The sequence below is a fragment of the Mycolicibacter algericus DSM 45454 genome (assembly GCF_002086455.1).
In the GTDB taxonomy this organism is placed as follows: Bacteria; Actinomycetota; Actinomycetes; order Mycobacteriales; family Mycobacteriaceae; genus Mycobacterium; species Mycobacterium algericum.
The window spans coordinates 53,177-78,437 of sequence record NZ_MVHC01000013.1; the positions used below are offsets into that span (position 1 = coordinate 53,177).

A 25,261-nucleotide genomic window follows, 5' to 3' on the forward strand; every position below is an offset into this window, starting at 1 on the left:
GGTGATCAGCACCCGCTACGTGAGAGGACTTGAGGAACAACGATGAGCGGACCGCAGGGATACGACCCGACGCAGCCGTGGCAGCCTCAGCAGCCCGGGCAGCCCGAAGAGCAGCCCGGCAGCGGGCAGGGACCTGCAGCCGGCGCCGAGCAGCAGTGGCAGCCGCCGGCCTACACGCCGTCGCAGTACCCGCAGTCCTACCCGTCGGCACCGCAGTATCCCGGCTACCCGCAGCCGGAGCAGTACGGCCAGCCCGGCGGTTACGGCCAACCCACCCAGTACGGCCAGCCCGGCGGTTACGGCCAACCCACCCAATACGGCCAACCCGGCCAGTACGGTCAACCCGGCCAGTACGGTCAGCCCGGCCAGTACGGTCAGTACCCGCAGCAGCCGGGCCAGTTCGGCCAGCCCGGCTCCGGCGGCAAGCGCCCGACGGCGCTGGTGGGCACCGTGCTCGCCGCGTGCCTGGGCATCGCCGCACTGGTGGTGCTGGTGCTGGGCTTCTGGAAGCCCGGGTTCTTCGTGACCACCAAACTCGATATCGACAAGGCGCAGCAGGGCGTGCAGCAGATCCTGGCCGACCAGACCAACGGCTACGGCGCCAAGAACGTCAAGGACGTGCGCTGCAACAACGGTCAGAGCCCGGTGGTCAAACAAGGCGACACGTTCAACTGCGAGGTCAGTATCGACGGCACCAAACGCCAGGTGACCGTCACCTTCCAGGACAACTCCGGCACCTACGAGGTCGGCCGGCCCAAGTAGTCCGCGTTGACCCGGCTCAGTCCGGCAGCGTGTCCAGGGCCCGCTGCAGCCGGGCGATCGAAGACCCGACACCGAGTCGGTCCGCCAGCTCGGCGACCCGGGCCGGGTCGGCAGCCACCCGCGGCAGGGTGTCCGAGGGCGTCGACAGCGTGACCAGCGCGTCGGTGGCCACCCGCACCACCGGACCGGCGGCGGCGATGTAGTCGCGGGCCGCCTGCAGCTTGGCCCGCACCCCCTTGGCCATCGCGGAAGCCGGATCGGCGGCAGCTGCCAGGACCGCCGCCAACGAACCGTACTGGGCCAGCAGCCCGACCGCGGTCTTCTCGCCGACGCCGGGCACTCCGGGCAGCCCGTCGGACGGATCACCGCGCAGCAGCGCCATTTCGGCGTAAGCGGCGCCGGCCCGCTGCGCCGGCAGCCCGTAGCGCTCGGCCACTTCCGCGGGCCCGAACAGCGTCGCCCGTGCCAGCCCGCGTCCCAGGTAGAGCACCGACACCGGTACCGGCTGCTCAGCGACAACCTGCAGCAGATCCCGATCCCCGCTGACGACGATCACCGGGTCACGCCGCTCGGCTGCCGCCAGCGTGCCCAGTACGTCGTCGGCCTCGTGGTCGGGGGCGCCGGCGGTAGCGATCCCGAAGGCAGCGAGCAGTTCGATGATCATGTCCACCTGCGGACTGAGCTCGTCGGGGACCTCCTCGATGTCGGTGGCATCGGCGTCGTCCGGTGCTTCTTGGGCCACCCGGTGCGCCTTATAGGACGGCACCAGGTCCACCCGCCACTGGGGACGCCAGTCCAGATCCAGACAGACCGCCAGCCGACCGGGTTCGTGGCGGGTGATCAGGGTGGCCACCGAGTCGAAGAAGCCGCGCACCGCGTTCACCGGCCGACCGTCGGGCGCGGTGATCGAGGACGGCACCCCGAAATAGGACCGGAACCACATACTGGCACCGTCGAGCAACAGCACGGGAGCAGGCATGGCAGCCACCCTATTTGCCGCTAGTCACCCCGCGAAACGGAACACCACGACACCTCTCAGGCGTGTCGCGTCGTGAGTTTCCCACTCGCCGACCGGATAGCCTGATGTGCGTGACTTCCCGGTTCGACAGCAGCGTCTACGCCCACCGCCTGGCCGCCGCGGCAGCCGCCACCGCGGAGGCCGGCCTGGCCGGCCTGGTGATCACACCGGGCTATGACCTGCGCTACCTGACCGGGTCGCGGGCTCAGACCTTCGAACGGCTCACCGCGCTGGTATTGCCGGCGTCGGACCCGCCCACCATGGTGGTGCCGCGACTGGAGCTGGCGGCGCTGCGCGGATCCGCGGTGGCGGATCTGGGCGTGGCGGTGCGCGACTGGGTCGACGGCGAGGACCCCTACCGCATGGTGGGTGAGGCGCTGGGGGGCCGGCCGGCGACCGCGGCGGTCACCGATGCGATGTCGGCGCTGCATCTGCTGCCGCTGATCGATGTTCTCGGCGCCACCCCGGTGCTGGCCACCGATGTGCTACGTCAACTGCGAATGATCAAGGACCCCAGCGAGATCGACGCGCTGCGCAAGGCCGGCGCGGCGATCGACCGGGTGCACGCCCGGGTACCGGAGTTTCTGGTGCCGGGCCGCACCGAAGCCGACGTCGCCGCCGACATCGCCGAGGCGATCGTGGCCGAGGGCCATTCGGAGGTGGCCTTCATCATCGTCGGTTCGGGCCCGCACGGCGCCGACCCCCACCACGAGTGCTCGCAGCGTGAACTTGCCGCCGGCGACATCGTGGTCGTCGACATCGGCGGCCCGGTCGAACCCGGATACCACTCCGACTCGACTCGGACCTACAGCTTGGGTGAGCCGGAACCGGAGGTGGCCCAACGGTATTCGGTGTTGCAGCGAGCGCAACGTGCCGCGTTCGACAGCGTCCGTCCGGGAGTCACCGCGCAGCAGGTCGACGCCGCGGCACGCGATGTGCTGGCCGAGGCGGGGCTGGCGGAGTACTTCGTGCACCGCACCGGCCACGGCATCGGCCTGTCGGTGCACGAAGAGCCTTACATCGTCGCCGGTAATGACCTCGCGCTGGCGGCCGGGATGGCGTTCTCGATCGAACCCGGCATCTACTTTCCCGGCGAGTGGGGCGCACGTATCGAGGACATCGTGATCGTCACCGCCGACGGCGCCGAGTCACTGAACAACCGGCCCCACGAGCTGGCGGTGGTCGAGGTCTAGCGGGTACCGCGGTCGAGCAGATCTGCCGACCCCAGCACCCGTTCCACCTGCACCTCGATCACCACGCGCTGCGGGTTGACCCGCGGCGTCCGGTATCGCTGGGCGTAGCGCAGCTCGGCGTCGCGGACCGCGGCGACAGCGTCGTTGACCGTCGCGCGGCCCTCCAGCGAGAGCCAGCGCGCGCCGTCGACCTGGCTGAGCACGGCCACACCGGCACGGTCGGCGTTGACCGCCTTCTGCGAGCCGCCCGTGGTGATCACCCGAGCGATATGGGTTTTCGGGTCGAAGGTGAAACCGACCGCGACCACATGGGGTGAGTTGTCGGCGCGCAGGGTGGTCAGCATCGCCAGGTGGCGCTCAGTGAGAAACGCCAGCGCGTCACTGGTGAGCCGGGTCGTCGCGTTCGCCATCACCGTTCACGCTAGCGCAGGCGATAATCACAGCCGTGAACGACACGGTTGACGGGCCGGTGGTGGTTTTCGGCGGGCGCAGTGAGATCGGGGGAGAACTGGCCCGCCGGCTGGCGCCCGGGGCGACAGTGGTGCTGGCCGCCAGGTCCGCTGACCGGCTCGACGCCGAGGCCGCCGCGGTGCGCAGCGCGGGAGCCGTTGCCGTGCACACCGTCGAGTTCGACGCCGACGACCTGGCGAGCCACGGGCCGCTGGTCGCGCGGCTCATCGCCGAGCACGGACCGATCGGCACCGCCGTGGTGGCCTTCGGGATGCTGGGCGACCAGGCGCGCGCCGAGGCCGACGCCGCGCACGCGGTTGCCATCGTCCACACCGACTACGTCGCCCAGGTCAGCCTGCTCACTCACCTGGCCACGGCGATGCGAGCCGCCGGCCGGGGACGCATGGTGGTGTTCTCGTCGGTGGCCGGAGTGCGGGTGCGGCGCGCCAACTACGTCTACGGCTCGGCCAAAGCCGGCCTCGACGGGTTCGCGGGCGGGCTTGCCGATGCGCTGCACGGCAGCGGGGTGGGGTTGCTGATCGTCCGCCCCGGGTTCGTGATCGGACGGATGACCGACGGCATGAAACCGGCCCCGTTGGCCAGCACCCCGGCGCAGGTGGCGGCGGCGACGGCCCGCGCACTGGCCCGCGGGCGGCGCACGGTCGCGGTTCCCCGGCGGCTGCGGATGATGTTCGTCGTGATGCGACTGGTGCCGCAGACCCTCTGGCGCCGGATGCCGCGGTGAGGCCCGAATAGCCCTGCTACCGGGCAATTTCGGGCCGTCGGAACGACCCAACCTATCAAGTTAATTAAAATTCACATGTAAATCACATGTGACGGGTCGGTTTCCGCCCGCCGAACAGGACTATGGTGTACAACCATGGACGACCGTGATAAAGACCCCTCGGTGGTGCTGCCGTACCTGATCGGCCGGCCGCTGCCCGCCACCGAGGTTTACGAGGCCTTTGGCTACCGCAAATCCGCCTACTACAAGGCGGCCCACGAGGGCAGGCTGATCACCGCCGACAACCTGCTGCGGGTTGCCCAGCACTTCGGCCTGAACGCCGTGGACCTGCTGGTGCGCTACGGCCTGATCTCGCCCGACGCGGTGGCCGCCTACATCGAGTCGGCGCCGCCGACGGCCCCGCCGTTGCCCAAGATCGCCGAACTGCATCCGGTCGCGAGCCGGCCCCCGCTGTAGCCGCGCCGGCGCAGCTCGCCCGTTGGCGGATCGTCCCCGGCGCCGCGGTGCCGGGCGAGTAGATTCGCCACTGTGTCCCCAACCTTCGCCGAGATCGCCAAATCCGACTACTTGTTGCTGACCACGTTCACCAGGGACGGTCGCGCCAAGCCCACCCCGGTATGGGCCGCCCCGGATGGCGATCGGCTCTTGGTGATCACCCAGGAGTCCTCCTGGAAGGTCAAGCGGATCCGCAACAGCCCGCGCGTCACCTTGGCGCCGTGCGACATGCGGGGTCGGCCCAAGGGCGAGGCCATCGAGGCGGTGGCCGCCGTGCTGGACAAGGCTCACAACGGCGCTGTCTACGCCGCGATCGCCAAGCGCTACCCGATCATCGGCCGGGTGTTCAACGTGTTCAGCAAACTGCGCGGCGGGATGCGCACCAATGTCGGGCTGGCGTTGACGCCGGCTGCCGGCTGAGCCCGGCGATTCAGCGAGGCTCGACGAAGGAGAGGCGAAGCTGGGATCGCCGCATGAACCCGGCGGTTCAGCGAGCGTCGACGGAGGAGAGGCGAAGCTGGGACCGCCGAATACGCCACGACTGCGTCACATATAGTGGACTTTAATCATTAAAATTAGGATGGTTGGTCCGAACCACCCGCCGACAACGAGGAGTTCCCGTGGCCGCCTTCACCTCCGACCAGATCCTCGGCGACATCGTCACCGCCGACCCGTCGACGACCCGCATCCTGAGCAGGTTCGGGATCGACTTCTGCTGCCACGGCCAGCGGACGCTGCGTGATGCGTGCGCCGCCGACGGCGTCAACGCCGACGAGTTGCTCGCGGCGCTGAACAGCTCCGGTGAGCCCGCTCAGCGCGCCGACTGGGCCGACTTCGACGACACCTCGCTGATCGCCCACATCGTCAGCACCCACCACCGGTTCCTCTGGGACGAGTTCCCGCGGCTGGCGGAGCTGGTCGACAAGGTGGCGCGGGTGCACGGCCCCAACCACGGCGAGCTGGTACGCGTCCGCGAGCTCTTCCACCAGTTGCGCGCCGGCATGGAACCACACCTGCGCACCGAGGAGACCATGCTGTTCCCCGAGATCAGCCTGCGGGCCGGCCGGCCGGACCGGCCGCTCTCCGACGAGCTGCGCAACGAGCTGGCCGAGAACCAGCAGGAGCACGACAACGCCGGCCACCTGCTCGCCGAACTGCGCAAGCTCACCGACGACTACACCGTTCCGGCGGACGCCTGCGCCAGCTACACCGCGATGCTGGCCGGCCTGGCGGACCTGGAGAGCGACATCCACCTGCACGTGCACAAGGAGAACAACGTGCTGTTCCCGCGGGTGCTCGCCGAAGCCGGCAGCCCGGCCTGAGCTCAGCCGGCGGCCTGCAGGTGTTCGCCGAAGAACGCGAACACCCGCGCCCAGGCATCGGCGGTCGCGGCCTCGTTGTAGCCGAAGCCGGCGATGCGCAGCAGCGGCTGGGCCGGCAGGTTGTTGGCGAAGCTGTGACCGGCTCCCGGATAGGTCTTGATGTCGTGCGGGATGTCGTGGTGCTCGACAACCCGGCGTAGCCGGTCGGGCGCGCCTCGGCCCAGCGGATCACGGCCGCCGAAGCTGGCGACGATCGGGCAGGCGCCGCTGAGGGTCTCCTCGAGATGCCGGGGCAGTGGGGTGCCGTAGAACGGGGCCGAGGCTCCGAACCCCTTGGGCGACAAGACCAGTGAGAACTGCCCGCCCATGCAGAAGCCGGCGATTCCGACCTTGCCCGAGCATTCCGGCACGCCCAGCAGGTGATCGCGGGCGGCCAGGATGTCATCCAGCGCGCGGCCACGCTGGGTCAGCAGTTCCCGGAATACCCGGGTGATACAGCGTGCCCGGCCGCCGCGGGAGTACAGGTTGGGCGACACGGCCAGATAGCCCGCGTCGGCGATGCGCTCGGAGATGGCTTTCATGTCCGCGGCGTAACCGATCGCATCGTGGACCACCACCACGCCGGGCCACGGTCCGGGCCCTTCCGGAATGTCCAGCAGCGCTTCGATGGGCCCGTCGGGAGTGGCAACGTCGATGGTCGTCATGGCCTCAAGGTATTCCCCGGGGCGCCGGGTGGGAACCTCCTCGACGGTTCAGACGTTGGGGTGGCATGGCGAGCGCTGTGTTGCGGATCGTGCTGATCTACGTCTTGGTCGAGTCGGCGGCGGTTGCCGCGCTGATCTGGGGGATCGGTTTCGGCTGGACCGCACTGCTGTTGTTGGGCGCATTTCTGGTGGGCCTGGCATTGTCGGCCGGGCAGATCAAGCGCCAGGTAGCCCGGTTGCGTTCCGGCGCGGGGCAGCGTGTGCTCGCCGACGGTGGGCTGATCGCGGCGGGCACGCTGCTGGTCGTGGTCCCCGGACCGGTGACCACGCTGGCGGGCCTGGCACTGCTGGCGCCTCCGACCAGGGCTGCTGCCCGCCCGCTGCTGGCCGGGGCGGCAGCCGCCGGGCTCGGCCGTCGCACACCACTGGTGGCTGCCACGGTCGTCGGTCGACGCTGGTACACCGCCCGGCGCACGCCGGGCCGCCGCACCGACTACATCGACGCCGAATTCGTCGACGTCACCGAGACCCACCGGCCCGCCCTGTCCCGCGGTTGATCCGACACCCCGTACTTTCTACGTCGTGACCGTTGTGCCCGGGGCTCCCACGTCGCTGTTGCTCGGCGGACGTATCCACAGCCCGAGTCATCCCGATGCCACCGCGATGGCCGTCCGCGACGGGGTGGTCGCCTGGCTGGGCAGCGACGCCGTCGGTCGCGAGCAGTTTCCGCAAGCCGACGTCACCGACCTCGACGGGGCTTTGGTGACGCCGGGTTTCGTCGACAGCCATGTCCATGTCACCGAGACCGGGCTGTGCCGCACCGGCCTGGATCTGCGGCCGGCCAGCTCACAACGGCACTGCCTGCAGTTGATCGCCGATTACGCGGCGGCTCATCCCGACCAGCCGATCTGGGGGCACGGTTGGGACGAGTCGGGCTGGCCCGACGGTGCCGCCCCGGACACCGAAGCGCTCGACGCGGTGGTGGGCGAGCGCCCGGCCTACCTGTCCCGGGTCGATGCCCACTCGGCGCTGGCTTCGAGCGGGCTGCGCAAGCGGGTGCCGAAACTGTCGGCGGACTCCGGCATCGGGCCGCTGTCCGGCTCCGACCACCACCTGGTTCGCGCCGCGGCCCGAGAGCTGCTCACCGCACCGCAGCGCGCCGCTGCCCGCACCGCCGCCCTGGATGCCGCCGCCGCGGTGGGCATCGTCGCGGTCCACGAGTGCGCCGGCCCGGACATCGGCGGCTCCGATGACTGGCGGGAGTTGCGGGCACTGCACCACGGTGTCGAGGTCATCGGTTACTGGGGCGAACCGGTCACCAGTGCCGCCCGGGCCCGCGAACTGCTCGCCGACACCGGCGCCCGGGGTCTGGCCGGCGATCTGTTCGTCGACGGTGCGCTGGGCTCACACACCGCCTGGCTGCATGAGCCCTACGCCGACGCCGCCGGCTGCACCGGGGTGTGTCACCTGGACGCCGAGTCCGTCGCCGCCCATCTGTGGGCGTGTACCGAGGCCGGGGTGACCGCCGGGTTCCACGTCATCGGGGACGCCGCGGTATCCGCGGTGACCACGGCGCTGCAGCAGGTGGTGCAGCACTTCGGAGTCGCGGCGGTGGCGGCCTGCGGGCACCGGCTGGAGCATCTGGAGATGGTCAGCGTCGAGCAGGCCGCCCAGCTGGGATCGTGGGGCGTGATCGCCAGCATGCAGCCGGGATTCGACGCGCTGTGGGGCGGCGACGACGGCATGTACGCCCAGCGGTTGGGCGCGCAACGCGCCGCGGGACTGAACCCGTTCGCGCTGTTAGCATCCCGAGGCGTGCCCCTCGCGTTCGGTTCCGACAGCCCGGTCACCGAGCTCGATCCGTGGGCCGCGGTCCGCGCGGCCGCGCACCACCGCACGCCGGGCAGCGCGGTGTCGATGCGGGCGGCATTCGCCGCCGCAACACGCGGTGGCTGGCGCGCCGCCGGCATCAACGACGGCATCAGCGGCACCCTGGTGCCCGGCGCACCGGCCTCCTACGCCGTCTGGGAGCCCACCCGGCTGGCCGTCGAGGCGCCCCGCGACACGGTTCAGCGATGGTCGACCGATCCGCGCTCACGGGTGCCGGCGCTACCGGTACTGGAGCCGGGCGACTCACCGTTGTGTCGGCGCACCGTGCACCGGGGTGTGGTGCTGCATGGCTGAGACCACCGACCATCCCGACACCGTGGTCGATGCCGGCCCGAATCGGTTGGAACGCCTCGGTATCGCGGCAGCCGACCGCTGGGCCCAACTGGCGGCGTCGGTGTTGGCCGGGATGCTGCTTCGGGCCAGCTTCCCGCCGCTGAACTGGTGGTGGGCGGCGATCCTGGCCTTCGGGCTGCTGGGGTGGGTGCTCATTCGCCGCGAGACCACCCTGGCCGGCGGTTTCGGTTACGGCCTGCTGTGCGGCCTGGCGTTCTATCTGCCGCTGCTGCCGTGGGTGGGCGGGCTGGTCGGCGCGCTGCCCTGGCTGATGCTGGCGCTGCTGTGCGCGCTGTTTCCCGCCGTATTCGGGGCGGCGGCGGTGGCGGTGCGCAATCTGGCGGGCTGGCCGGTGTGGTTCGCGTTGCTGTGGGCCGCGCAGGAATGGGCGAAGTCGGTGATCCCGTTCGGCGGATTCCCTTGGGGGGCTGTCGGATACGGCCAGACGGCCGGACCGCTGCTGCCGCTGGTGGCGCTCGGCGGGGTGCCGCTGCTGTCGCTGGCCGTGGCGCTGACCGGCTGTGCCGGGACCGCGCTGAGCGTCGAGATCATCCGGTGGCTGCGGTCGGATACACCGCCGACCGCGGACAACGGCCGCCCGCCGGCGGTGCTGCTACCCGGCCTGTGCATCTGTCTGGTGCTGTTGTCGGCGGTGGTGGTGTGGCCCGGGGTGCGCCGCTCCGGCGCGGGCGCCGGTGACGACCCGGCGATCACGGTGGCGGCGGTGCAGGGCAACGTGCCGCGGCTCGGGCTGGACTTCAACGCCCAGCGCCGCCAGGTGTTGGACTATCACGTCCGGGAAACGCTGCGGTTGGCCGACGACGTCGAGGCCGGGCGGGCGGCCGCGCCGTTGTTCGTGATCTGGCCGGAGAACGCGTCCGATATCGATCCGATGGCGAACGCCGACGCCGCGCGAGAGATCACCATGGCCGCCCAGGCGATCGACGCCCCGATCCTGGTGGGCACCGTGCGTGCGGCGCCCGGCTGGACCCGGGAGAACCCGGTGGCGACGAACTCGGTGCTGGTGTGGGATCCGCAGACCGGTCCGGGGGAGAGCCACGACAAGCGGATCGTGCAGCCGTTCGGGGAGTACCTGCCGTGGCGCGGGTTCTTCCGTCACCTGTCCGGCTACGCCGACCGGGCAGGCTATTTCGTGCCGGGCGGCGGCGACGGCGTGGTGCATGTCGCGGGCGTTCCGGTCGGCGTGGCCACCTGCTGGGAGGTGATCTTCGACCGGGCGCCCCGGGAATCGGTCTTGGCCGGCGCCCAGCTGCTGGCGGTGCCGTCGAACAACGCCACGTTCGACGAGGCGATGAGCGAGCAGCAGCTGGCGTTCGCCAAGGTGCGCGCGGTCGAGCATGACCGCTACGTCGTCGTCGCCGGCACCACCGGGATCAGCGCGGTGGTCGCTCCCGACGGCCGCGAACTGGCCCGCACGGCGTTCTTCGAACCCGCCTACCTGGACGCTCACGTGCGGCTCAAGACCGCGCTGACCCCGGCCACCCGGTGGGCGCCGATCCTGCAGTGGGTGCTGCTCGGCGCGGCTGTTGCCGGCCTGCTGGCGGCAGTACGGCAAAATGGTCGCTTCACATGGTTCAAGCGTCGTAGCACCGGCGCCGATGTTGACTCCGAGGAGCGGCGCCGATGAGTGATCGTCCCAGCCTGCACACGCTGGTGGTGGTTCCCACCTACAACGAGTTGGAGAATCTGCCGATCATCCTCGGCCGGCTGCAGCAGGCCCGCCCAGACGTGCACGTCCTGGTGGTCGACGACGGCAGCCCCGACGGGACCGGCAAGCTCGCCGACGAGCTGGCCGCCGCGGACCCGGAGCGTATCCACGTGATGCACCGCACCGCCAAGGCCGGCCTGGGCGCGGCCTATCTCGCCGGTTTCGCTTGGGGGCTGGCCCGCCATTACGAGGTGATCGTCGAGATGGATGCCGACGGCAGCCATGCCCCCGAGCAGCTGTACCGGCTGCTGGAGGCGATCGACGCGGGAGCCGACGTGGCGATCGGTTCGCGCTACGTCGACGGCGGCGCGGTGCGCAACTGGCCGGTGCGCCGCCTGGTGCTGTCCAAGACCGCCAACACCTATGCCCGGCTACTGCTGGGGGTGGGTATCCACGACATCACCGCCGGGTACCGGGCCTACCGCCGCGGGGTGCTGGAGAAGATCGGTCTGGACGCGGTGGACTCCAAGGGCTACTGCTTCCAGGTCGACCTCACCTGGCGGGCGGTCAACAACGGTTTCACCATCGCCGAGGTGCCGATCACGTTCACCGAGCGCGAACTGGGCGTCTCCAAGATGAGCGGCTCCAACATCCGCGAAGCGATGGTCAAGGTCGCCCGCTGGGGGATCGGCGGCCGGATCAACCGGCTCCGGGGCCGGCGCGGCTGAGAAAACCCGGGGGCTCAGCCGCGGCGGCGGCTCTTGATCAGGTCCAGGCGCTCCTTGAGCAGCTCTTCGAGGTCTTCGATCGAGCGGCGCTCCAACAGCATGTCCCAGTGGGTGCGCGGCGGCTTGACCTTCTTCGGCTCGGGCACGTCGCCCTCGAGCAGGGTGCCCTCCAGGCCGTTGCGGCACATCCAGGTGCCCGGGATCTCCGCGTCGTCGGCGAACGGAACCTCGAACTCTTCACCGTTGTCGGTGCGGTACCGCGCCATCCGGCGTGGCGCCAAGTCATGGTTGCGGTCGGTCTCGTAGCTCACGGCACCCAGTCGACTGCCCCGCAGTACACGATCAGCCATGACCCACACTCCTTAGAACCTGTTTGTCTTCGAATTCGTCTCGCATTGACAACGCGAGCGGGCCCTGTGCGGTTCCCGGCGCACGCGGCACAGCCCCTAATGATACCGGGATCGGCGCAACGGCCGGACTAAGGTGTTCAGGCGTGCCGCGCAGTCCCCGCCCCCAGCCCTGTCGCTGGTGCGGCCGCGACGTGGGCGACGCCGGGATCGGCCGGCGCCGACAGTACTGTCGCCAATCTTGCCGGCAGCGCGCCTACGAGCAGCGTGCCCTGGTCAGCAGCGGTAAGACGACCGTGCTGGCGCCCGATTCGGTGGTGCTCTCCGCCGAGGAGGCGACGGCCTTGTCCGACCGGGTGTATCAGGTGCGGTGCGCGGCCGAGGACATCGCGACCGCCCTGGCCGAGGACGCGCCACACGATGAGCTGCGGCAGCTGTGTGAGGCGTTGCTGCAGGCCGTCGAATCCGCCGACCGGTGGCGTTGAAGCGTCAGCTGGCGCAGCTGTACAGCTTGCCGGCGTCGGCGGGCGGCGGCACCGGACGCAGGCAGCCGAACACGCCGATCTCTTCCGGGCTGAACCGCACCGCCGAGCGGTGCGCGTAGTTCACGCAGAACAACCCGGCCCGATCCGCCCGGCAGCGGTAGTCGCCGAACGACAGCACCGCTCCGTCGGGCAGTTCGGCCCCTTCGCCGTGCAGGAATCGGCCCGGGTCGCCGTGAGCAGACCCGACACGCAGCGTGTCGCCGGCGTAGTCGACCCAGCCGCCCTTCCACTGCCCGTAGATCTGCTCGGGCTGCGCCGGCGGGTTCACCAATTCCACCACGCAGGCCAGCGGGCTGTCGGCGGAGTCGGAATCGGTCATGCATTTGGTGGCGCGGCGCGGCGCGGCCGAGACGGTGAACGCGACGTCCTCGATCAGGTCGGTGGTGGCGCCGTCGCGGGTCGCGCTGTGGTAGCCGGCGGCGTCCACGAGCCGGCCGGCCTCGATCCAGGCGATGACGTCGGCGATCGGCGCGCCGGGGGCGGGAGCGGCCGCCGGCTTCGGCGACGTCGAGGCCGGCGGGGCCGCTGATGACGGTGCGCTGGTAGCCGTGGTACTCGATCCGCTCGGGGTCGGCTCCGGCTCGTCGACCGTCGCGCGGGAGCATCCGGCGAGCAACAGCAATACGACGATGAGCCCGGTGAGACGCATGCCGTTAGGCTAGCCGCCGGCCGGTTCGCTAACGTTCGGCTCATGCATGACAACCCTGTGCAGGCCAGCATCGCCACCGGTGTCGTGGAGGGTTTCGCCCGCGACGGGGTGCGCCGGTGGCGTTCCATTCCGTATGCCCGGCCGCCGGTGGGCCCACTCCGCTTTCGGGCGCCCGAGCCTGCTGAGCCGTGGTCGGGGGTACGGCATTGCCACGGGTTCACCAACTGCGCGCCCCAGGCGCGGATGTACACCATGCTGGGCCCGGGCCGCTTCCAGCCCACCAGTGAGGACTGCCTGACCCTCAACGTGGTGGCCCCCGAGGAAGCCGGTGACGGCCCGCTGCCGGTCATGGTGTTCATCCATGGTGGCGGCTACATTCTGGGCAGCTCGGCCACCCCGATCTACGACGGGGCGGCGCTGGCCCGCCGCGGCTGCGTGTACGTGTCGGTCAACTACCGGCTCGGTGCGCTCGGCTGCCTGGATCTGTCGTCGCTGTCGACCTCCGCGGTCACCGTGGACAGCAACCTGTATCTGCGGGATCTGGTGTTGGCGCTGCGCTGGGTCCGCGAGAACATCGCGGCGTTCGGCGGCGACCCCGGCAATGTCACCATTTTCGGCGAGAGCGCCGGTGCGCACATCGTCGCCACGCTCCTGGCGGTGCCGCAAGCCGAGGGTCTGTTCGCCCGGGCGATCGCCGAGAGTCCCGCTGCCGGCATGGTTCGCGGTCCCGAAGTGGCCGCCGAGTTCGCCGACCGGTTCGCGGCGCTGCTGGGGGTGCGTTCCCCCGACGCCGCGCACACCCTGCTGCGCGTGTCGCCGGCCGAGCTGCTGGCAGCCCAGGACCGGTTGCTCGCCGACGGCACCCGCGACATGCTCGGCGCGTTCCCGATCGGGCCGGTGTTCGGCGACGACCTGTTGCCGCTGGACCCGGTCGAGGCGATGCGACGGGGTTCGGCCCACCAGGTACCACTCATCGTCGGCAGCAACGCTCACGAGGGCCGGTTGTTCACCCGGTTCTTGAAGATGTTGCCGACGACCGAGCCGATGGTCGAGGCGGTGCTGGCCAACACCGAGGCGGGCGTGCGCGACCGCATCATCGCCGCCTACCCCGATTACCCCGACCGGAAGGCCTGCATCCGCTTGGGCGGCGACTTCGCCTTCAACGCGGCGGTGTGGGAGATCGCCGAAGCGCACGGGGCGCACGCACCCACCTACGTCTATCGCTACGACTACGCGCCGCGGATGCTGCGCTGGTCGGGGATGGGCGCCACGCATGCCACCGAACTGTTCGCCGTGTTCGACGTCTACCGCAGCGGCGGTCTCGGCCGGCTGCTCACTGCCGGCGCGGACCGGCGGGCGGCGCTGCGGGTCAGTGGCCAGGTGCAGCGGCGCTGGCGGGCATTCGGCCGGGACGGAGTGCCCGGCGACGACTGGCCGGCCTACGACCGATCCGACCGTGCCGTCATGGTGTTCGACCACAAGACACGGGTGGAGTTCGACCCGTCGCCGGAGCGCCGGATGGCCTGGGCGGGGTTCACCCTGGCGCGCTAGCGATCGGGCGCGCCGCCGATCAGGTGCGAATCACCCGGGTGCCGCCGGCCAGCTCATCGTGCTTGCCCTGTTTGGTCGCGCTGCCGCTGATCGTCACCGCGATCACGAGATAGGCGACGAAGGCCAGCAGCGGACCGAGGTAGGGCAGTACCGCCAGCAGCGTGAAGGCATTGCGGACGGCCGACTGACCCAGCGTGGGCTTGGATGCACCGTCGGGTCCGCGCACCGCCAGCCCGAGCAGCCGTTTGGCCGGGCTGGACCCCTGGGTGACCTCGAACAAGACGAAGTAGCCGTAGGTCAGCACGCCGGAGAACAGGCCGGTCACCAGGAACGGGTAGTCGTCGGCGAACACGAACAGTGACAGCGCGAAGGCCACGATGCTGACCAGCACACCGTCGATGAGCCGGGCCCAGAAGCGCCTGCCCAGGCCACCCGGCTTGTGCCCCCATGTGGGCTGCTGTCCCCAGCCCTGCGGCGGCGGGTAGGGGCCGGGCTGGCCATAGCCGGGGCCGTTGGGGCCGAAATCGCCGCTTGCCATCAGATGCGCTCCTGACCACGTTGGATGTCCGCCAATGTACCGTGGCGGACCGGGACGAAACGGGATTCTGCGCCCACTATCTGACCGGCGTTGCTCTACCCGGCCGGCTGGAGCGCAGCCGTCGAGGCGGCGGTGCTGGCAGCCGTCGGCGTGTCGTGGGTGATCTACGGCCGGGCCGTGCTGCGGCGCCGGCGATACGGTGGTGATCATGCGGGCGCTGATCATCGTCGACGTGCAGAACGACTTCTGTGACGGCGGCGCGCTGCCGGTGACCGGCGCTGTCGCGGTCGCCCACGGCATCACCCGTTACCTCGACAGCGAGACCGCACGCGACCGCTACCACTACGTCGTGGCGACCAAAGACTGGCACATTGACCCCGGTGGGCACTTCTCGCAGCGGCCGGACTACGTGACGTCGTGGCCGCCGCATTGCCGCGCCGGAACACCCGGTGCGGATCTTCATCCCGCGCTGCGCACCGACCGGATCGACGCCGTCTTCACCAAAGGTGACTACGACGCCGGCTACAGCGGATTCGGCGGCGTCGACGACGCCGGCACCGCCCTGGGCGACTGGCTGCACCAGCGCAACGTGGACCGTGTCGATGTGGTCGGCGTCGCGACCGACTACTGTGTGCGCCGCACCGCCGAGGACGCGGTCCGCGCCGGGTTCGCCACCGCGGTGCTGCCGCAACTGACCGCGGGGGTGGCCGCCGACTCGGCGGCCGCTGCGCTGACGGCAATGCGCAGCGCCGGTATCGCTGTGGGGGAGGAAGCCCGATGACGGACTCGATAGCGCAAGATCTGCTGGCCACCGTCGAGCAGTCGCCGGTCGCGGCCGCCGCCCACGACCGGACCGGCTGGGTGGGTCTGTTCAGCGCCGACGGCCAGGTGGAGGACCCGGTGGGCTCCCGCCCGCACGTCGGTGCCGAACAGATCGGCCGGTTCTACGACACGTTCATCGGGCCGCGCGGCATCACCTTCCACCGCGACCTGGACATCGTGCGCGGCACGACGGTGGTGCGGGACCTGGAACTCGAGGTCGCGATGGGGCCATCGGTGATCATGCACATCCCGGCGATTCTGCGATATGACCTGACCGAGGACGACCTGGCCGCGAACGACCTCACCGAGGCCGGCCGCCGATGGAGGCTGCGGCGGTTGCGGGCCTACTGGGAACTGCCGGCGATGATGCGCCGGTTCCTCGGCAACGGCGTTGCGGCGACGCCCGCCGCGGTTCAGCTGTCGCGATCACTGCTGCGCAACCAACGCCTCGCCGGCACCGCCGGGTTCACCGCCGGATTTCGCCGTCCGGCCGGCCGGGGCAAAAGGCCGGTGCGGGCGTTCCTCGCCGCCGTCTCCTCCGGCGAGCTGTCCACTGTCACTGCGGCGCTATCACCCGCTGTGACAATGACCTACGGCGATGACACCGCCATCGATCTCGCCGAGCTCGCCACCCGGCTGGTGGGCGCCCGCCCGACGAAGCTGCTGGCGGCCGGCCGCACCGTCGCGGTTTCCCTCACCGCTGCGCAGCAGCGCGGGGTGCTGTTCGCCGACGTGGACCGCGGCGGCCGGGCGATCACCACGATCCGGTACTTCGCAGAAGACTGAGTCGCCGGTCCCGGCGAGGATAAGCTCAACGGCGTGCCAAGCTTTCGAATCGCCGAAGTCGCCGAATTACTCGGGGTCAGCGACGACACCGTGCGGCGCTGGATCGACTCCGGTCGCCTGTCGGCGTCCACGGGCAGTGGACCTCGGGTGGTCGACGGAGCCGAGCTGGCGCGGTTCGCCCAGGAGCGCGCGTCAGTGGAGCCGGTGTCGCGCAATCCGGTGGTGGGCCAGTCCGCCCGTAACCGGCTGGTCGGGCTGGTCACCAACGTGACCCGTGACACGGTGATGGCGCAGGTCGATGTGCAGGCCGGTCCCTTCCGGCTGGTGTCGCTGGTCAGCCGGGAGGCCGCCGACGAACTGCAATTGCAGCCCGGCAGCCTGGTCGTCGCGTCGGTCAAAGCCACCAACGTCGTGCTGGAACTGCCGCGCCGGGCCGGTTCCGCCGGTCACACCGATCCGGCGGCCGAGTTCGGATAGCTCAGGCCAGCAGCATCACCAGCGACGCCGTCGACAGCACTAGGTACACGGCGGGAAAGCCGATGTTGTGCCACACGCCGGCCCGCAGATGCGTCACGACGGCCCCGATGAAGAAGGCGACCAGCCCGGCCGCGGCGGCCGGACCGATGAGCGGGACGCCCGCCAGTCCGATGAGCAGACCGGCGCCCCCGGCCAGCTTCAGCCCGCCCAGCATCGGCAGCCACGATCGCGGCACCCCCACCTGAGCCGAATTGGCCAGGACGAACGGTGCCGGAATGAAGTCGGCGACGGCGATGGCGATCGTGATGACGGCCGTCACGGTGATGGTCGCCAGGTAGAGGGTCGATACGCTCATGATGTTGGTCTTCCTTTCGTCAGTGGATATGGCTATCCCTGTCAATGACGACTCCCGGACGGCGAAGGTGACCCATGAACGATGTGAAAGTCCTGGCGGAGCAGTTCGAAGACCTTCGCCACCGCCTGCACGCGGTGGCATTTCACCTGCTCGGGTCGAGCGCCGACGCCGACGACGCGGTTCAGTCGGCCTGGCTGAAGGCCAGCGGTGCCGACTTCACCGCTGTGGACAACCTGCCCGGCTGGCTCACCACGATCACCGCCCGCACCGCGATGGATCAGTTGCGGGCGCGTGGCCGGCGCGGCGAGCGACCGCTGTCCGAAGCAATCGGCAGCGCCGCCGTTCCGGCCGCCGACGAAGCGGTGTTGCGCTCCGATGCGGTCAGCCGTGCGCTGCTGGTGGTGCTGGACCGGTTGTCGCCGGCACAGCGGGCCGCCTTCGTGTTGCACGACGTGTTCGACATACCGTTCGAGCAGATCGGTGACGTGCTGGATCGGTCAGCGGATGCGGCCAAGAAGCTGGCCAGTCGGGCACGCGCCCGATTACACGCCGGGCCGGTCGCCGAACCGCGGCGCCGTGCCGAGCATCTGCGGGTGGTGTCGGCCTTTTTGGCGGCCTCGCGCGGTGGCGACATCCCGGCGCTGCTCGAGTTGCTGGCGCCCGAGGTGGTGCGCCGGGTCGACCCGCTGCTGGTGCCCGCCGATGTGCCCGTCGAGCTGCGTGGTGCCGCCGACATCGCCACCGAGACCCGCCGCTTCACCCGCCGGGCACGCGCCGGTGCGGTGCTGTTGGTCGACGACGCACCCGGCATCGCGATCGCGCCCGGGGGCCGGCTGCTGGCCGTGCTGCGCATCGGTATCGGTGACGACGGGCGCATCGACTCCATCGATATCGTCGGCGATCCCGACCGGCTGCGCCCCTTGACGCTGCGGCTGCCGGGAACCGGCCGGGCGTGAACCCCCGCGACGGCTGATCGCCGCCGCCCGGTTCTGCTTGGATGGGTCACGCGAACCGATTCGGCCGTCGATAGGGGGCATCTCATGCCAGAGGAAGTGAAGGCTCCGGAGGAAGCGAAGGCTCCCGCGGAAGCGCCGGTGGCGGTCAAGGCACGCGGCATCGCCATGACCGGCCCGTGGGGGCGGGTTTTCGGCCCGCTCGATCTGGACGTCCAGGCCGGCGGGGTCAGCTTGCTGATCGGACCGCCCGGATCGGGCCGCACCGCGTTGCTGATGAACCTGGCGGGCCGGATGAAGCCATCGGCGGGATCGGTCACAGTGTTCGGACACAGCAAGGCCCGCGACATCTTCGGTGTCGCCGCCCTGGCCGGCGTGGAACACCTCGACGCGATCTTCGAGTCGGTCACGGTCCGCGACCTGATCACCGAGCAGATCCGCTGGAACGCAGCCTGGTACCGGCTGGTACGGCGCGCCGGCGACGCCGAACGCGACGCCGTGTGCGGGCCGGTCTTCGGTGAGCTGCCGCTGCCCCGGCTCGACGACTACGTCGAGCAGCTTGACGAACTGACCGGTCTGTTGTTGCGCATCGCGCTGGCCAATACCGCGCGTCCGCCGCTGCTGGTGGTGGGCAGCATCGACCAGGTCACCAGCGACCGCGACCGCCAGGTGCTGGTCGGCCGGCTGGTCGAGCTGGGGGAGCACCAGACCGTGATCACCGCCTCGGCCAACGAGCTCCCGGAGGGCTCGGGGGTCGCCGCGCAGATCCACGTCGAACACCTGGAACCGGCCGAAGTCACCGGTCACGGCAGACACGAGAAGAGGGATTCCTGATCATGCTCGCCGGAATGTCGTTGGGCACCGACCTCAAACGCTACTCGCGCGGCACCATGCCGCGAGTGGCCCTGCTGACCATCATCGTGCTGCCACTGCTCTACGGCGCCATGTACCTGTGGGCGTTCTGGAATCCGTTCGCCGCCATAGACAAGATCCCGGTCGCGCTGGTCAACTCCGACACCGGCGCCACCGTCGAGGGACAGCAGCTGCGGGCCGGCGACGAGGTGACCCGCGGGTTGGTCGACTCCGGTCAACTCGATCTACACGAGGTGTCGGAAAGTGAAGCCGCCAAAGGGGTTTCCGACGGCACCTATTACTTCTCGATCACGCTGCCGCCAAACTTCAGCACGGCGGTGGTCTCACCGGCCGGTCCGCACCCGCAGAAGGCGCAGATCCAGTTCCGGTTCAACGACGCCAACAACTACCTGGCATCGGTCATGGGGCAGAACGCCGCCCGCGAGGTGCTCAACGAGGTCGGCGCCAAGGTCGGCCAGCAGGTGATCGGGACCGCGCTGACCCAGGTGACCGACGAGGTGAAGCAGGCGGCCGACGGCGCCGGCCAGCTGTCGGAGGGCTCGAAGACGTTGGCCGACAATCTCGGTACGGCACGCGACGGTTCTGCCGCGCTCGCCGATGGCAGCCGGCGGTTGTCGGTGGGCATCCAGCAGGCCACTGATCCACTGCTGAAGCTGACCGACGACCTCGACGCCATGGGCTTCGACCCGAACGCCGCCGGCGCCGCCGCGACCGCGTTGAGCGGCAACATCAAAACGGTGTCCGACCGGATCGCCTCGCTCAACGTCAATTACCAGCAGGCCGCCGGAATCGTCAACCAGGTGGTGGACGCGTTGCGCGCCAACCCCGACCCGGCGGTGCGCGGGCTCGGTGACACCCTTGCCGGCGCTCAGCGGCTCCTCGCCGTCAAGGGGCTCGACCCGGCCACCGACGAGGGACTGAACCAGTTGCGCGGTAACGCCCAGAAGCTGGAGGGCGACCTGGCCGACCCGGGTAGCGGGCTACGCACGTTCATCACCCACGCCCTCGACGGCGGACTTAAGAACGATCTGGTCGCGCTGCGTGACGGCGCAACCGACCTCGACGCCGGAGCGCACCAGCTCAGCGACGGCCTGGTCCAGCTCGCCGACGGCAGCAACCGACTCGAGGACGGTGCCAGGCAGTTGGCCGACGGGCTGGGGCAGGCGGATCAGCGCGCCTCGACGATCACCGACCAGCAGCGCGTGGAGGTGTCGCAGATCCTGGCCAGCCCGGTCGGTGTCGACATGGACTTCACCCATCACGCCGCCACCTTCGGCACCGGGTTCGCCCCGTTCTTTTTGCCGCTGGCATTGTTCATCGGTTCGCTGATCGTATGGATGTTGCTGACCCCGTTGCAGACTCGTGCCATCGTCAACGGCCTCGGCGCGGTGCGGGTGGTGCTGGCCTCCTATTGGCCCGCGCTGCTGCTGGGTGTCTGCCAGGTGGTACTGATGTATGCGGTGGTGCATTTCGGGGTGGGGCTGCAGGCGCGCTACGCCGCGGGCACGGTCGCCTTCCTGGCGTTGATCGCCGCGGCGTTCCTGGCGATGATCCAGGCCTTCAACGCGGTGCTGGGCGTCGCGGTCGGCCGGGTGGTCGCGTTGGCGTTCCTGATGTTCCAGCTGGTGTCCTCCGGCGGGGTCTATCCCGTGGAAACGACCGCCAAACCGTTCCAGATCCTGCACCCCTACGATCCGATGACCTACGCCGTCAACGGGTTACGGCAGTTGACCGTCGGTGGCATCGACACCAGGTTGTGGACGTCGGTGGCGGTGCTGGCAGGCATCCTCGTCGTATCGCTGGCGGCCAGCGCCTGGGCCGCGCGCCGAGATCGCCAGTTCACCCTCGAGCGCCTCTACCCGCCGATCGAAGTGTGACGGTCGCGCCGGTGCGGTCTTCGAGCGGAACACCGTTGCGGCGTCGCACCGTGCTTCGCGGTGCCGCGGCGCTGGGGCTGGCCGCCGCGGCACCGTGGCCCTCGGCGTGCGGAGCCGACGACGACGCCCTGCGGTTCTTCTTCGCGGCCAACCCGGAGGAGGCCGACGCCCGGATGCGCATCGTGGACGCCTTCCAGCACCGGCACCCCGACATCCGGGTGCGCACCGTGCTGGCCGGAGGAGACCCCACCCAGCAGATCTCGACGTTCTGCGCCGGCGGCAGGTGTCCGGATGTGCTGATGGCCTGGGAGTTCAACTACGCCGAGCTGGCCGGACGCGGCGTGCTGGCGGACCTGAACGCCCTGCTGGACGCCGACCGCGAGTTCGCCGCGGCGTTGCGCGCCGACAGCATCCCGGCACTCTATGAGACGTTCGGCTTCAACGGCGGTCAGTACGCCTTTCCAGAGCAGTGGTCGGGGGCGTTCTTGTTCTACAACACCGCGATCTTCGCCGAGGCCGGCGTTCCGCCACCGCCGGGACGCTGGGATGAGCCCTGGTCCTTTGGCGAATTCCTGGACACCGCAACCGCACTGACCCGGCGCGACACCAACGGCAGGATCATCCGGTGGGGGTTCGTCGACACCTGGTCACCGCCGTATTCGGCGGCGTTGTTCGGCATGAACAACGGCACACCCTGGGCGGTGCCGCGGTTCAACCCCACCCACCTCAATTACGACGACGACGCCTTCCTCGCCGGCATCCAGTTCTACGCCGACCTGGCAAACGTGCATCGCGTGGCGCCGGCCGCCTCCGACACCCAGGCGATGTCCACCATGGGCTTGTTCACCGCGGGCAAGGCGGCGATGGCATTGGGCGGGCATTGGCGCTACCAGACTTTCGCCCAGGCCGAAGATCTCGATTTCGATGTGGCGGTGCTACCGACGGGGCCGGCCGCGGCCGCCAAGGGCCTGGCCGCCCGCTCGGCCATCGGCAGCACCGGCCTGGCCATCGCCGCCGCCAGCCGCCACCGCCGGCAGGCGTGGGAGTTCGTCAAGTTCGCCGCGGGCCCGGTGGGCCAGTCGCTGATCGGGGAGTCCGGGCTGTTCGTGCCGGTGCTGCGATCCGCGATCGCCGCACCCGGGTTCACCGCCGCCCACCGCGGGATCACCAATCTGGCGGTGCTCACCGGCGGCCCGGCCCACTCCGAGGGACTGCCGATCTCGCCGGACTGGCAGCGGGTGCACGCCTTGATGGACCGGGCGATCGGGCCGGTGCTGCGCGGAAAGCGCCCGGCCGCCACCCTCAAGACCGGTCTGTCACCCCAGATCGACGAGTTGTTGGCTTCCTGATGAATCCCACACGAGCATGAACCCGACACGCAGGCGGGCGCGGGCGGGCCGGTGGTTCATCGCCCCGAATCTGGCGGCGGTCGCGCTGTTCATGGCGTTTCCGCTCGCGTTCTCCCTCTACATGAGCTTTCAGCAGTGGGATCTGTTCACGCCGCCGAGGTTCATCGGCGCAACGAACTACTCCGACCTGTTGACCGGGGACCCGCTGTTCGGTATCGCGGTACGTAACACCACGGTCTTCACCGTCGGCACGGTGGTGCCGACGGTGGTGATCAGTCTGGCGGTGGCCGGATTGCTGAACCGGGCGGTCAGAGGCATCGGGTTGTTCCGGGCGATCGCCTTCCTGCCGTTGGCGGTGTCCTCGGTGGTGATCGCGGTGGTGTGGCAGTTCGTGTTCAACACCGACAGCGGCCTGCTCAACATCATGCTCGGCTGGTTCGGCGTTTCGCCGGTGCCGTGGCTCACCGAGCCACACTGGGCGATGGCATCGCTGTGCCTGGTCAGCGTGTGGAAGAGCGTGCCGTTCGCGACGGTGATCCTGTTGGCGGCCATGCAGGGTGTTCCCGAGTCGCTGCACGAGGCGGCCCGCATCGACGGCGCCGGGCAGGTCCGGCGCTTCGTGTCGATCACGGTGCCGATGATCCGGGGCGCACTCTGGTTCGTCGTGGTGATCTCGGTCATCAACGCGTTTCAGGCGTTCGACCTGGTCTATGTGCTCACCGGCAGCAGCGGCGGCCCGGAGACCGGCACGTATGTGTTGGCCATCATGCTGTTTCAGCACGCGTTCGCGTTCCTGGACTTCGGTTACGCATCCGCCCTGGCGTGGGTGATGTTCGCCGTGCTGCTGGTGTTGACGATCATCCAACTGCGGTTGTCGCGGCGAAACGCGGTGGACCAGTGACGGGGCGGCCGGTGCGGCACCGCATCACCGGACTGCTGGCCGTGTACGCCGGGTTGGCCGGCGTCGCGGCATGTGCGCTGTTCCCGATCCTGTGGGCGCTGTCGGGGTCACTGAAGCGCCAGGCCGAGATCAGCCTGCCGATGCTGTTGCCGGCGCATCCGCAATGGTCGAACTACCTCGAGGTGTTCGCCCGGATGCCGTTCTGGCGGATGTTCTTCAACACCGTGCTCTACGCCGGTTGTGTGACGGTAGGGCAGGTTTTCTTCTGCTCGCTGGCCGGCTATGCCTTCGCCCGGCTGCCGTTCACCGGACGCGACACCCTGTTCGTGCTGTACCTGGCCACGTTGATGGTGCCGCTGACGGTCACGGTGATCCCGCAGTTCATCTTGATGCGCGTGTTCGGCTGGACCGACACCGTGTGGGCGATGATCATCCCGGGACTGTTCGGCAGCGCGTTCGGCACCTATCTGATGCGGCAGTTCTTCGCGACGTTGCCCGTCGACCTCGAGGAGGCGGCCATTCTCGACGGCTGCTCGCCGTGGGGTGTCTATTGGCGGATTCTGCTGCCGCACGCCAAGCCGGCGGTGATGGTGTTGGCGGTACTGACCTGGATCAACGTCTGGAACGACTTCCTGTGGCCGCTGTTGATGATCCAACGCGAGGAGATCGCCACCCTTACGCTCGGACTGGTGTGGATGCAGGGGGAGTACGTCGCCGAATGGCCGGTGCTGATGGCGGCGTCCATGCTGATGTTGGCTCCGCTGATCCTGATCTACGCCGTGGCGCAGCGCGCTTTCGTCAGCGGGATCGCCGCCACGGGCTTCGGCGGACGGTAGCGGGGGCGCAGTGGCTTCAGTGACGTTCGACTCGGTGACCCGGCGCTATCCCGGTGCCGAACGCCCGGCGCTGGACGCCTTGGAGCTGTCGGTGCGTGACGGTGAGTTCGTGGTGCTCGTCGGGCCGTCCGGATGCGGCAAGACAACCACCCTGCGGGTGCTCGCCGGCCTGGAACCCGTTGACGCCGGCCATATCTTCATCGGCGACGACGAGGTCACCGAGACTGACCCCGGCCATCGCGACATCGCCATGGTGTTCCAGAACTACGCGCTGTATCCGCACATGACGGTGGCGCAGAACATGGGTTTCGCGCTCAAGGTGGCCAAGACCCCGAAGGGCGAGATCCGCGCCCGGGTGCTCGAGGTGGCCCGGCTGTTGGGGCTGCAGGACCACCTGCAGCGCAAGCCCAAGGATCTGTCCGGCGGTGAACGCCAGCGGGTCGCGATGGGCCGGGCGATCGTGCGGCGCCCGCAGGTGTTCCTGATGGACGAGCCGCTGTCGAACCTGGATGCCATGCTGCGGGTACAGACCCGCAATCAGGTCGCCGAACTCCAACGCCGGCTGGGCATCACCACCGTCTACGTCACCCACGACCAGGTGGAGGCGATGACGATGGGTGACCGCGTGGCGGTGTTGCGCGACGGGGTGCTGCAGCAGTGCGCCACGCCACGCGAGCTGTACCGCAGCCCGGCCAACGTGTTCGTCGCCGGATTCATCGGCTCGCCGGCGATGAACCTGTTCACCGTCCCGGTTGTCGAGGGCGGGTTCGCGCTGGGCGGCCACACCATGGCTCTGCCGCGCGAAAGCGGTTCCGCGGCAGCCGAACTGATTGTCGGTGTCCGGCCCGAGCAGCTGCACCTCGCCGATCGTGGGATCGGGGTCGAGGTCGACTTCGTCGAGGAACTGGGTGCCGACGCCTACCTGTACGGTCGGACCGTCGGCCCGCAGCCGCCGCAGTCGGTGGTGGCCCGGGTCCCGGGCGGCACCGACGTGGACCGGGGCTCCCGGTTGTCGCTGCAGCTCGACGTGGCGGACCTGCACTTGTTCACCGCCGACGGCGCCCGGCTGGGTTGATGCGCCTGATCCCCGCGT

The 25,261-nt window shown here is 69.7% G+C and carries 29 protein-coding genes; 22 read left to right on the forward strand and 7 right to left on the reverse strand.

What is annotated here, in order from left to right; translation table 11 throughout:
* The first annotated feature begins 42 nt into the window (after positions 1 to 42).
* Positions 43 to 762: a DUF4333 domain-containing protein gene (locus BST10_RS13535; protein WP_013829045.1), complete on the forward strand. Its 720-nt coding sequence runs from the start codon at positions 43 to 45 to the stop codon at positions 760 to 762.
* A 16-nt stretch (positions 763 to 778) separates the two neighbouring features.
* Here the strand turns inward: BST10_RS13535 and BST10_RS13540 are convergent, their stop codons facing one another.
* Positions 779 to 1,741 carry a 5'-3' exonuclease gene (locus BST10_RS13540; RefSeq protein ID WP_041317954.1) on the reverse strand — a complete coding sequence of 321 codons (963 nt, stop codon included), beginning with the start codon at positions 1,739 to 1,741 and terminating at the stop codon, positions 779 to 781.
* A gap of 104 nt (positions 1,742 to 1,845) precedes the next feature.
* On the opposite strand from BST10_RS13540, the gene BST10_RS13545 reads away from it, so the two are divergent.
* On the forward strand, positions 1,846 to 2,973 hold the full coding sequence (locus tag BST10_RS13545; protein WP_083038289.1) for a M24 family metallopeptidase: 1,128 nt from the start codon (positions 1,846 to 1,848) through the stop codon (positions 2,971 to 2,973).
* Here BST10_RS13545 and BST10_RS13550 read toward each other — a convergent pair.
* Complete coding sequence (locus BST10_RS13550; RefSeq protein WP_013829042.1) at positions 2,970 to 3,383, reverse strand: F420-dependent biliverdin reductase; 414 nt, start codon at positions 3,381 to 3,383, stop codon at positions 2,970 to 2,972. The genes BST10_RS13545 and BST10_RS13550 overlap by 4 nt on opposite strands.
* 35 nt (positions 3,384 to 3,418) lie before the next feature.
* Between BST10_RS13550 and BST10_RS13555 the strand changes: the two genes are divergently transcribed.
* The 4 genes from BST10_RS13555 to ric all read left to right on the forward strand — a co-directional run bounded on the left by BST10_RS13555 (position 3,419) and on the right by ric (position 5,985).
* Positions 3,419 to 4,168 (forward strand): SDR family NAD(P)-dependent oxidoreductase, encoded by a 750-nt coding sequence (locus BST10_RS13555; RefSeq protein WP_083038291.1) that lies wholly within the window; start codon positions 3,419 to 3,421, stop codon positions 4,166 to 4,168.
* A gap of 135 nt (positions 4,169 to 4,303) precedes the next feature.
* A complete protein-coding gene (locus BST10_RS13560) occupies positions 4,304 to 4,624 on the forward strand; it encodes a hypothetical protein (protein ID WP_083038293.1) in 321 nt (106 codons plus the stop codon).
* A gap of 72 nt (positions 4,625 to 4,696) precedes the next feature.
* The gene (locus BST10_RS13565; RefSeq protein WP_083038294.1) at positions 4,697 to 5,083 is read left to right on the forward strand and encodes a PPOX class F420-dependent oxidoreductase; all 387 of its coding nucleotides are present in this window, start codon (positions 4,697 to 4,699) and stop codon (positions 5,081 to 5,083) included.
* A 200-nt stretch (positions 5,084 to 5,283) separates the two neighbouring features.
* On the forward strand, positions 5,284 to 5,985 hold the full coding sequence (gene ric, locus BST10_RS13570) for an iron-sulfur cluster repair di-iron protein (protein WP_013829038.1): 702 nt from the start codon (positions 5,284 to 5,286) through the stop codon (positions 5,983 to 5,985).
* Positions 5,986 to 5,987: 2 nt separating this feature from the next.
* Here the strand turns inward: ric and BST10_RS13575 are convergent, their stop codons facing one another.
* Positions 5,988 to 6,689 carry a dienelactone hydrolase family protein gene (locus BST10_RS13575; protein WP_083038296.1) on the reverse strand — a complete coding sequence of 234 codons (702 nt, stop codon included), beginning with the start codon at positions 6,687 to 6,689 and terminating at the stop codon, positions 5,988 to 5,990.
* Positions 6,690 to 6,754: 65 nt separating this feature from the next.
* Here BST10_RS13575 and BST10_RS13580 point away from each other — a divergent pair, with 65 nt between their 5' ends.
* From BST10_RS13580 to BST10_RS13595, 4 genes are all read left to right on the forward strand, one after another.
* On the forward strand, positions 6,755 to 7,246 hold the full coding sequence (locus BST10_RS13580) for an FxsA family protein (RefSeq protein WP_013829036.1): 492 nt from the start codon (positions 6,755 to 6,757) through the stop codon (positions 7,244 to 7,246).
* A gap of 106 nt (positions 7,247 to 7,352) precedes the next feature.
* Positions 7,353 to 8,873 carry an amidohydrolase gene (locus BST10_RS13585; protein WP_083038333.1) on the forward strand — a complete coding sequence of 507 codons (1,521 nt, stop codon included), beginning with the start codon at positions 7,353 to 7,355 and terminating at the stop codon, positions 8,871 to 8,873.
* The gene (gene lnt / locus BST10_RS13590; protein ID WP_083038298.1) at positions 8,866 to 10,560 is read left to right on the forward strand and encodes an apolipoprotein N-acyltransferase; all 1,695 of its coding nucleotides are present in this window, start codon (positions 8,866 to 8,868) and stop codon (positions 10,558 to 10,560) included. The genes BST10_RS13585 and lnt overlap by 8 nt, the downstream gene beginning before the upstream one ends.
* Positions 10,557 to 11,309, forward strand: a complete 753-nt coding sequence (locus BST10_RS13595) for a polyprenol monophosphomannose synthase (protein ID WP_083038299.1) — start codon at positions 10,557 to 10,559, stop codon at positions 11,307 to 11,309. Before lnt ends, BST10_RS13595 begins: the two co-directional genes overlap by 4 nt.
* 14 nt (positions 11,310 to 11,323) lie before the next feature.
* Here BST10_RS13595 and BST10_RS13600 read toward each other — a convergent pair whose 3' ends face one another.
* Complete coding sequence (locus tag BST10_RS13600) at positions 11,324 to 11,659, reverse strand: RNA polymerase-binding protein RbpA (protein WP_013829032.1); 336 nt, start codon at positions 11,657 to 11,659, stop codon at positions 11,324 to 11,326.
* Between the two features lie 143 nt (positions 11,660 to 11,802).
* Between BST10_RS13600 and BST10_RS13605 the strand changes: the two genes are divergently transcribed.
* Positions 11,803 to 12,141 (forward strand): hypothetical protein, encoded by a 339-nt coding sequence (locus BST10_RS13605; protein ID WP_083038301.1) that lies wholly within the window; start codon positions 11,803 to 11,805, stop codon positions 12,139 to 12,141.
* 4 nt (positions 12,142 to 12,145) lie between these two features.
* Here BST10_RS13605 and BST10_RS13610 read toward each other — a convergent pair whose 3' ends face one another.
* Entirely contained in the window at positions 12,146 to 12,850 is a 705-nt protein-coding gene (locus BST10_RS13610) for a hypothetical protein (RefSeq protein ID WP_083038303.1), read from the reverse strand.
* A gap of 42 nt (positions 12,851 to 12,892) precedes the next feature.
* Between BST10_RS13610 and BST10_RS13615 the strand changes: the two genes are divergently transcribed.
* A complete protein-coding gene (locus BST10_RS13615) occupies positions 12,893 to 14,401 on the forward strand; it encodes a carboxylesterase/lipase family protein (protein ID WP_041317942.1) in 1,509 nt (502 codons plus the stop codon).
* 19 nt (positions 14,402 to 14,420) lie between these two features.
* Here the strand turns inward: BST10_RS13615 and BST10_RS13620 are convergent, their stop codons facing one another.
* The gene (locus tag BST10_RS13620) at positions 14,421 to 14,939 is read right to left on the reverse strand and encodes an RDD family protein (protein WP_013829027.1); all 519 of its coding nucleotides are present in this window, start codon (positions 14,937 to 14,939) and stop codon (positions 14,421 to 14,423) included.
* 208 nt (positions 14,940 to 15,147) lie between these two features.
* Between BST10_RS13620 and BST10_RS13625 the strand changes: the two genes are divergently transcribed.
* The 3 genes from BST10_RS13625 to BST10_RS13635 are packed head-to-tail and all read left to right on the forward strand — an operon-like array spanning position 15,148 to position 17,024.
* Positions 15,148 to 15,720 (forward strand): isochorismatase family protein, encoded by a 573-nt coding sequence (locus BST10_RS13625; protein ID WP_041319851.1) that lies wholly within the window; start codon positions 15,148 to 15,150, stop codon positions 15,718 to 15,720.
* The gene (locus tag BST10_RS13630; RefSeq protein WP_083038305.1) at positions 15,717 to 16,547 is read left to right on the forward strand and encodes a ketosteroid isomerase family protein; all 831 of its coding nucleotides are present in this window, start codon (positions 15,717 to 15,719) and stop codon (positions 16,545 to 16,547) included. Before BST10_RS13625 ends, BST10_RS13630 begins: the two co-directional genes overlap by 4 nt.
* Before the next feature lie 33 nt (positions 16,548 to 16,580).
* A complete protein-coding gene (locus tag BST10_RS13635; protein ID WP_013829024.1) occupies positions 16,581 to 17,024 on the forward strand; it encodes a TOBE domain-containing protein in 444 nt (147 codons plus the stop codon).
* Between the two features lies 1 nt (position 17,025).
* Here BST10_RS13635 and BST10_RS13640 read toward each other — a convergent pair whose 3' ends face one another.
* Entirely contained in the window at positions 17,026 to 17,379 is a 354-nt protein-coding gene (locus BST10_RS13640) for a DoxX family protein (RefSeq protein ID WP_013829023.1), read from the reverse strand.
* Between the two features lie 74 nt (positions 17,380 to 17,453).
* Here BST10_RS13640 and BST10_RS13645 point away from each other — a divergent pair, with 74 nt between their 5' ends.
* The 7 genes from BST10_RS13645 (at position 17,454) to BST10_RS13675 (ending at position 25,243) form a co-directional block, all read left to right on the forward strand.
* Complete coding sequence (locus BST10_RS13645; RefSeq protein WP_083038307.1) at positions 17,454 to 18,335, forward strand: sigma-70 family RNA polymerase sigma factor; 882 nt, start codon at positions 17,454 to 17,456, stop codon at positions 18,333 to 18,335.
* A gap of 84 nt (positions 18,336 to 18,419) precedes the next feature.
* Positions 18,420 to 19,166, forward strand: a complete 747-nt coding sequence (locus BST10_RS13650; protein WP_041317938.1) for an ATP-binding cassette domain-containing protein — start codon at positions 18,420 to 18,422, stop codon at positions 19,164 to 19,166.
* 2 nt (positions 19,167 to 19,168) lie between these two features.
* Positions 19,169 to 21,082: a YhgE/Pip domain-containing protein gene (locus BST10_RS13655; RefSeq protein WP_013829020.1), complete on the forward strand. Its 1,914-nt coding sequence runs from the start codon at positions 19,169 to 19,171 to the stop codon at positions 21,080 to 21,082.
* 11 nt (positions 21,083 to 21,093) lie between these two features.
* Complete coding sequence (locus tag BST10_RS13660) at positions 21,094 to 22,431, forward strand: ABC transporter substrate-binding protein (protein WP_232062438.1); 1,338 nt, start codon at positions 21,094 to 21,096, stop codon at positions 22,429 to 22,431.
* A 16-nt stretch (positions 22,432 to 22,447) separates the two neighbouring features.
* Positions 22,448 to 23,332, forward strand: coding sequence for a carbohydrate ABC transporter permease (locus BST10_RS13665; RefSeq protein ID WP_013829018.1), 885 nt, complete (start codon positions 22,448 to 22,450; stop codon positions 23,330 to 23,332).
* Positions 23,329 to 24,168, forward strand: coding sequence for a carbohydrate ABC transporter permease (locus BST10_RS13670; protein ID WP_013829017.1), 840 nt, complete (start codon positions 23,329 to 23,331; stop codon positions 24,166 to 24,168). Before BST10_RS13665 ends, BST10_RS13670 begins: the two co-directional genes overlap by 4 nt.
* A 10-nt stretch (positions 24,169 to 24,178) precedes the next feature.
* Entirely contained in the window at positions 24,179 to 25,243 is a 1,065-nt protein-coding gene (locus BST10_RS13675) for an ABC transporter ATP-binding protein (RefSeq protein ID WP_083038309.1), read from the forward strand.
* Positions 25,244 to 25,261: the final 18 nt, after the last annotated feature.

Excerpts from the sequence above, each read along its gene's own strand:
- BST10_RS13535 (WP_013829045.1), top strand. The coding sequence starts at position 43 with ATGAGCGGACCGCAGGGATACGACCCGACGCAGCCGTGGCAGCCTCAG.
- BST10_RS13585 (WP_083038333.1), top strand. The coding sequence starts at position 7,353 with ATGGCCGTCCGCGACGGGGTGGTCGCCTGGCTGGGCAGCGACGCCGTC.
- BST10_RS13645 (WP_083038307.1), top strand. The coding sequence starts at position 17,454 with ATGAACGATGTGAAAGTCCTGGCGGAGCAGTTCGAAGACCTTCGCCAC.
- BST10_RS13600 (WP_013829032.1), bottom strand. The coding sequence starts at position 11,659 with ATGGCTGATCGTGTACTGCGGGGCAGTCGACTGGGTGCCGTGAGCTAC.
- BST10_RS13665 (WP_013829018.1), top strand. The coding sequence starts at position 22,448 with ATGAACCCGACACGCAGGCGGGCGCGGGCGGGCCGGTGGTTCATCGCC.
- BST10_RS13630 (WP_083038305.1), top strand. The coding sequence starts at position 15,717 with ATGACGGACTCGATAGCGCAAGATCTGCTGGCCACCGTCGAGCAGTCG.
- BST10_RS13550 (WP_013829042.1), bottom strand. The coding sequence starts at position 3,383 with ATGGCGAACGCGACGACCCGGCTCACCAGTGACGCGCTGGCGTTTCTC.
- BST10_RS13545 (WP_083038289.1), top strand. The coding sequence starts at position 1,846 with ATGTGCGTGACTTCCCGGTTCGACAGCAGCGTCTACGCCCACCGCCTG.
- BST10_RS13615 (WP_041317942.1), top strand. The coding sequence starts at position 12,893 with ATGCATGACAACCCTGTGCAGGCCAGCATCGCCACCGGTGTCGTGGAG.
- BST10_RS13540 (WP_041317954.1), bottom strand. The coding sequence starts at position 1,741 with ATGCCTGCTCCCGTGCTGTTGCTCGACGGTGCCAGTATGTGGTTCCGG.
- BST10_RS13620 (WP_013829027.1), bottom strand. The coding sequence starts at position 14,939 with ATGGCAAGCGGCGATTTCGGCCCCAACGGCCCCGGCTATGGCCAGCCC.
- BST10_RS13580 (WP_013829036.1), top strand. The coding sequence starts at position 6,755 with ATGGCGAGCGCTGTGTTGCGGATCGTGCTGATCTACGTCTTGGTCGAG.
- BST10_RS13625 (WP_041319851.1), top strand. The coding sequence starts at position 15,148 with ATGCGGGCGCTGATCATCGTCGACGTGCAGAACGACTTCTGTGACGGC.
- BST10_RS13575 (WP_083038296.1), bottom strand. The coding sequence starts at position 6,689 with ATGACGACCATCGACGTTGCCACTCCCGACGGGCCCATCGAAGCGCTG.
- BST10_RS13610 (WP_083038303.1), bottom strand. The coding sequence starts at position 12,850 with ATGCGTCTCACCGGGCTCATCGTCGTATTGCTGTTGCTCGCCGGATGC.
- BST10_RS13595 (WP_083038299.1), top strand. The coding sequence starts at position 10,557 with ATGAGTGATCGTCCCAGCCTGCACACGCTGGTGGTGGTTCCCACCTAC.
- BST10_RS13650 (WP_041317938.1), top strand. The coding sequence starts at position 18,420 with ATGCCAGAGGAAGTGAAGGCTCCGGAGGAAGCGAAGGCTCCCGCGGAA.
- BST10_RS13640 (WP_013829023.1), bottom strand. The coding sequence starts at position 17,379 with ATGAGCGTATCGACCCTCTACCTGGCGACCATCACCGTGACGGCCGTC.
- BST10_RS13655 (WP_013829020.1), top strand. The coding sequence starts at position 19,169 with ATGCTCGCCGGAATGTCGTTGGGCACCGACCTCAAACGCTACTCGCGC.
- lnt (WP_083038298.1), top strand. The coding sequence starts at position 8,866 with ATGGCTGAGACCACCGACCATCCCGACACCGTGGTCGATGCCGGCCCG.
- BST10_RS13560 (WP_083038293.1), top strand. The coding sequence starts at position 4,304 with ATGGACGACCGTGATAAAGACCCCTCGGTGGTGCTGCCGTACCTGATC.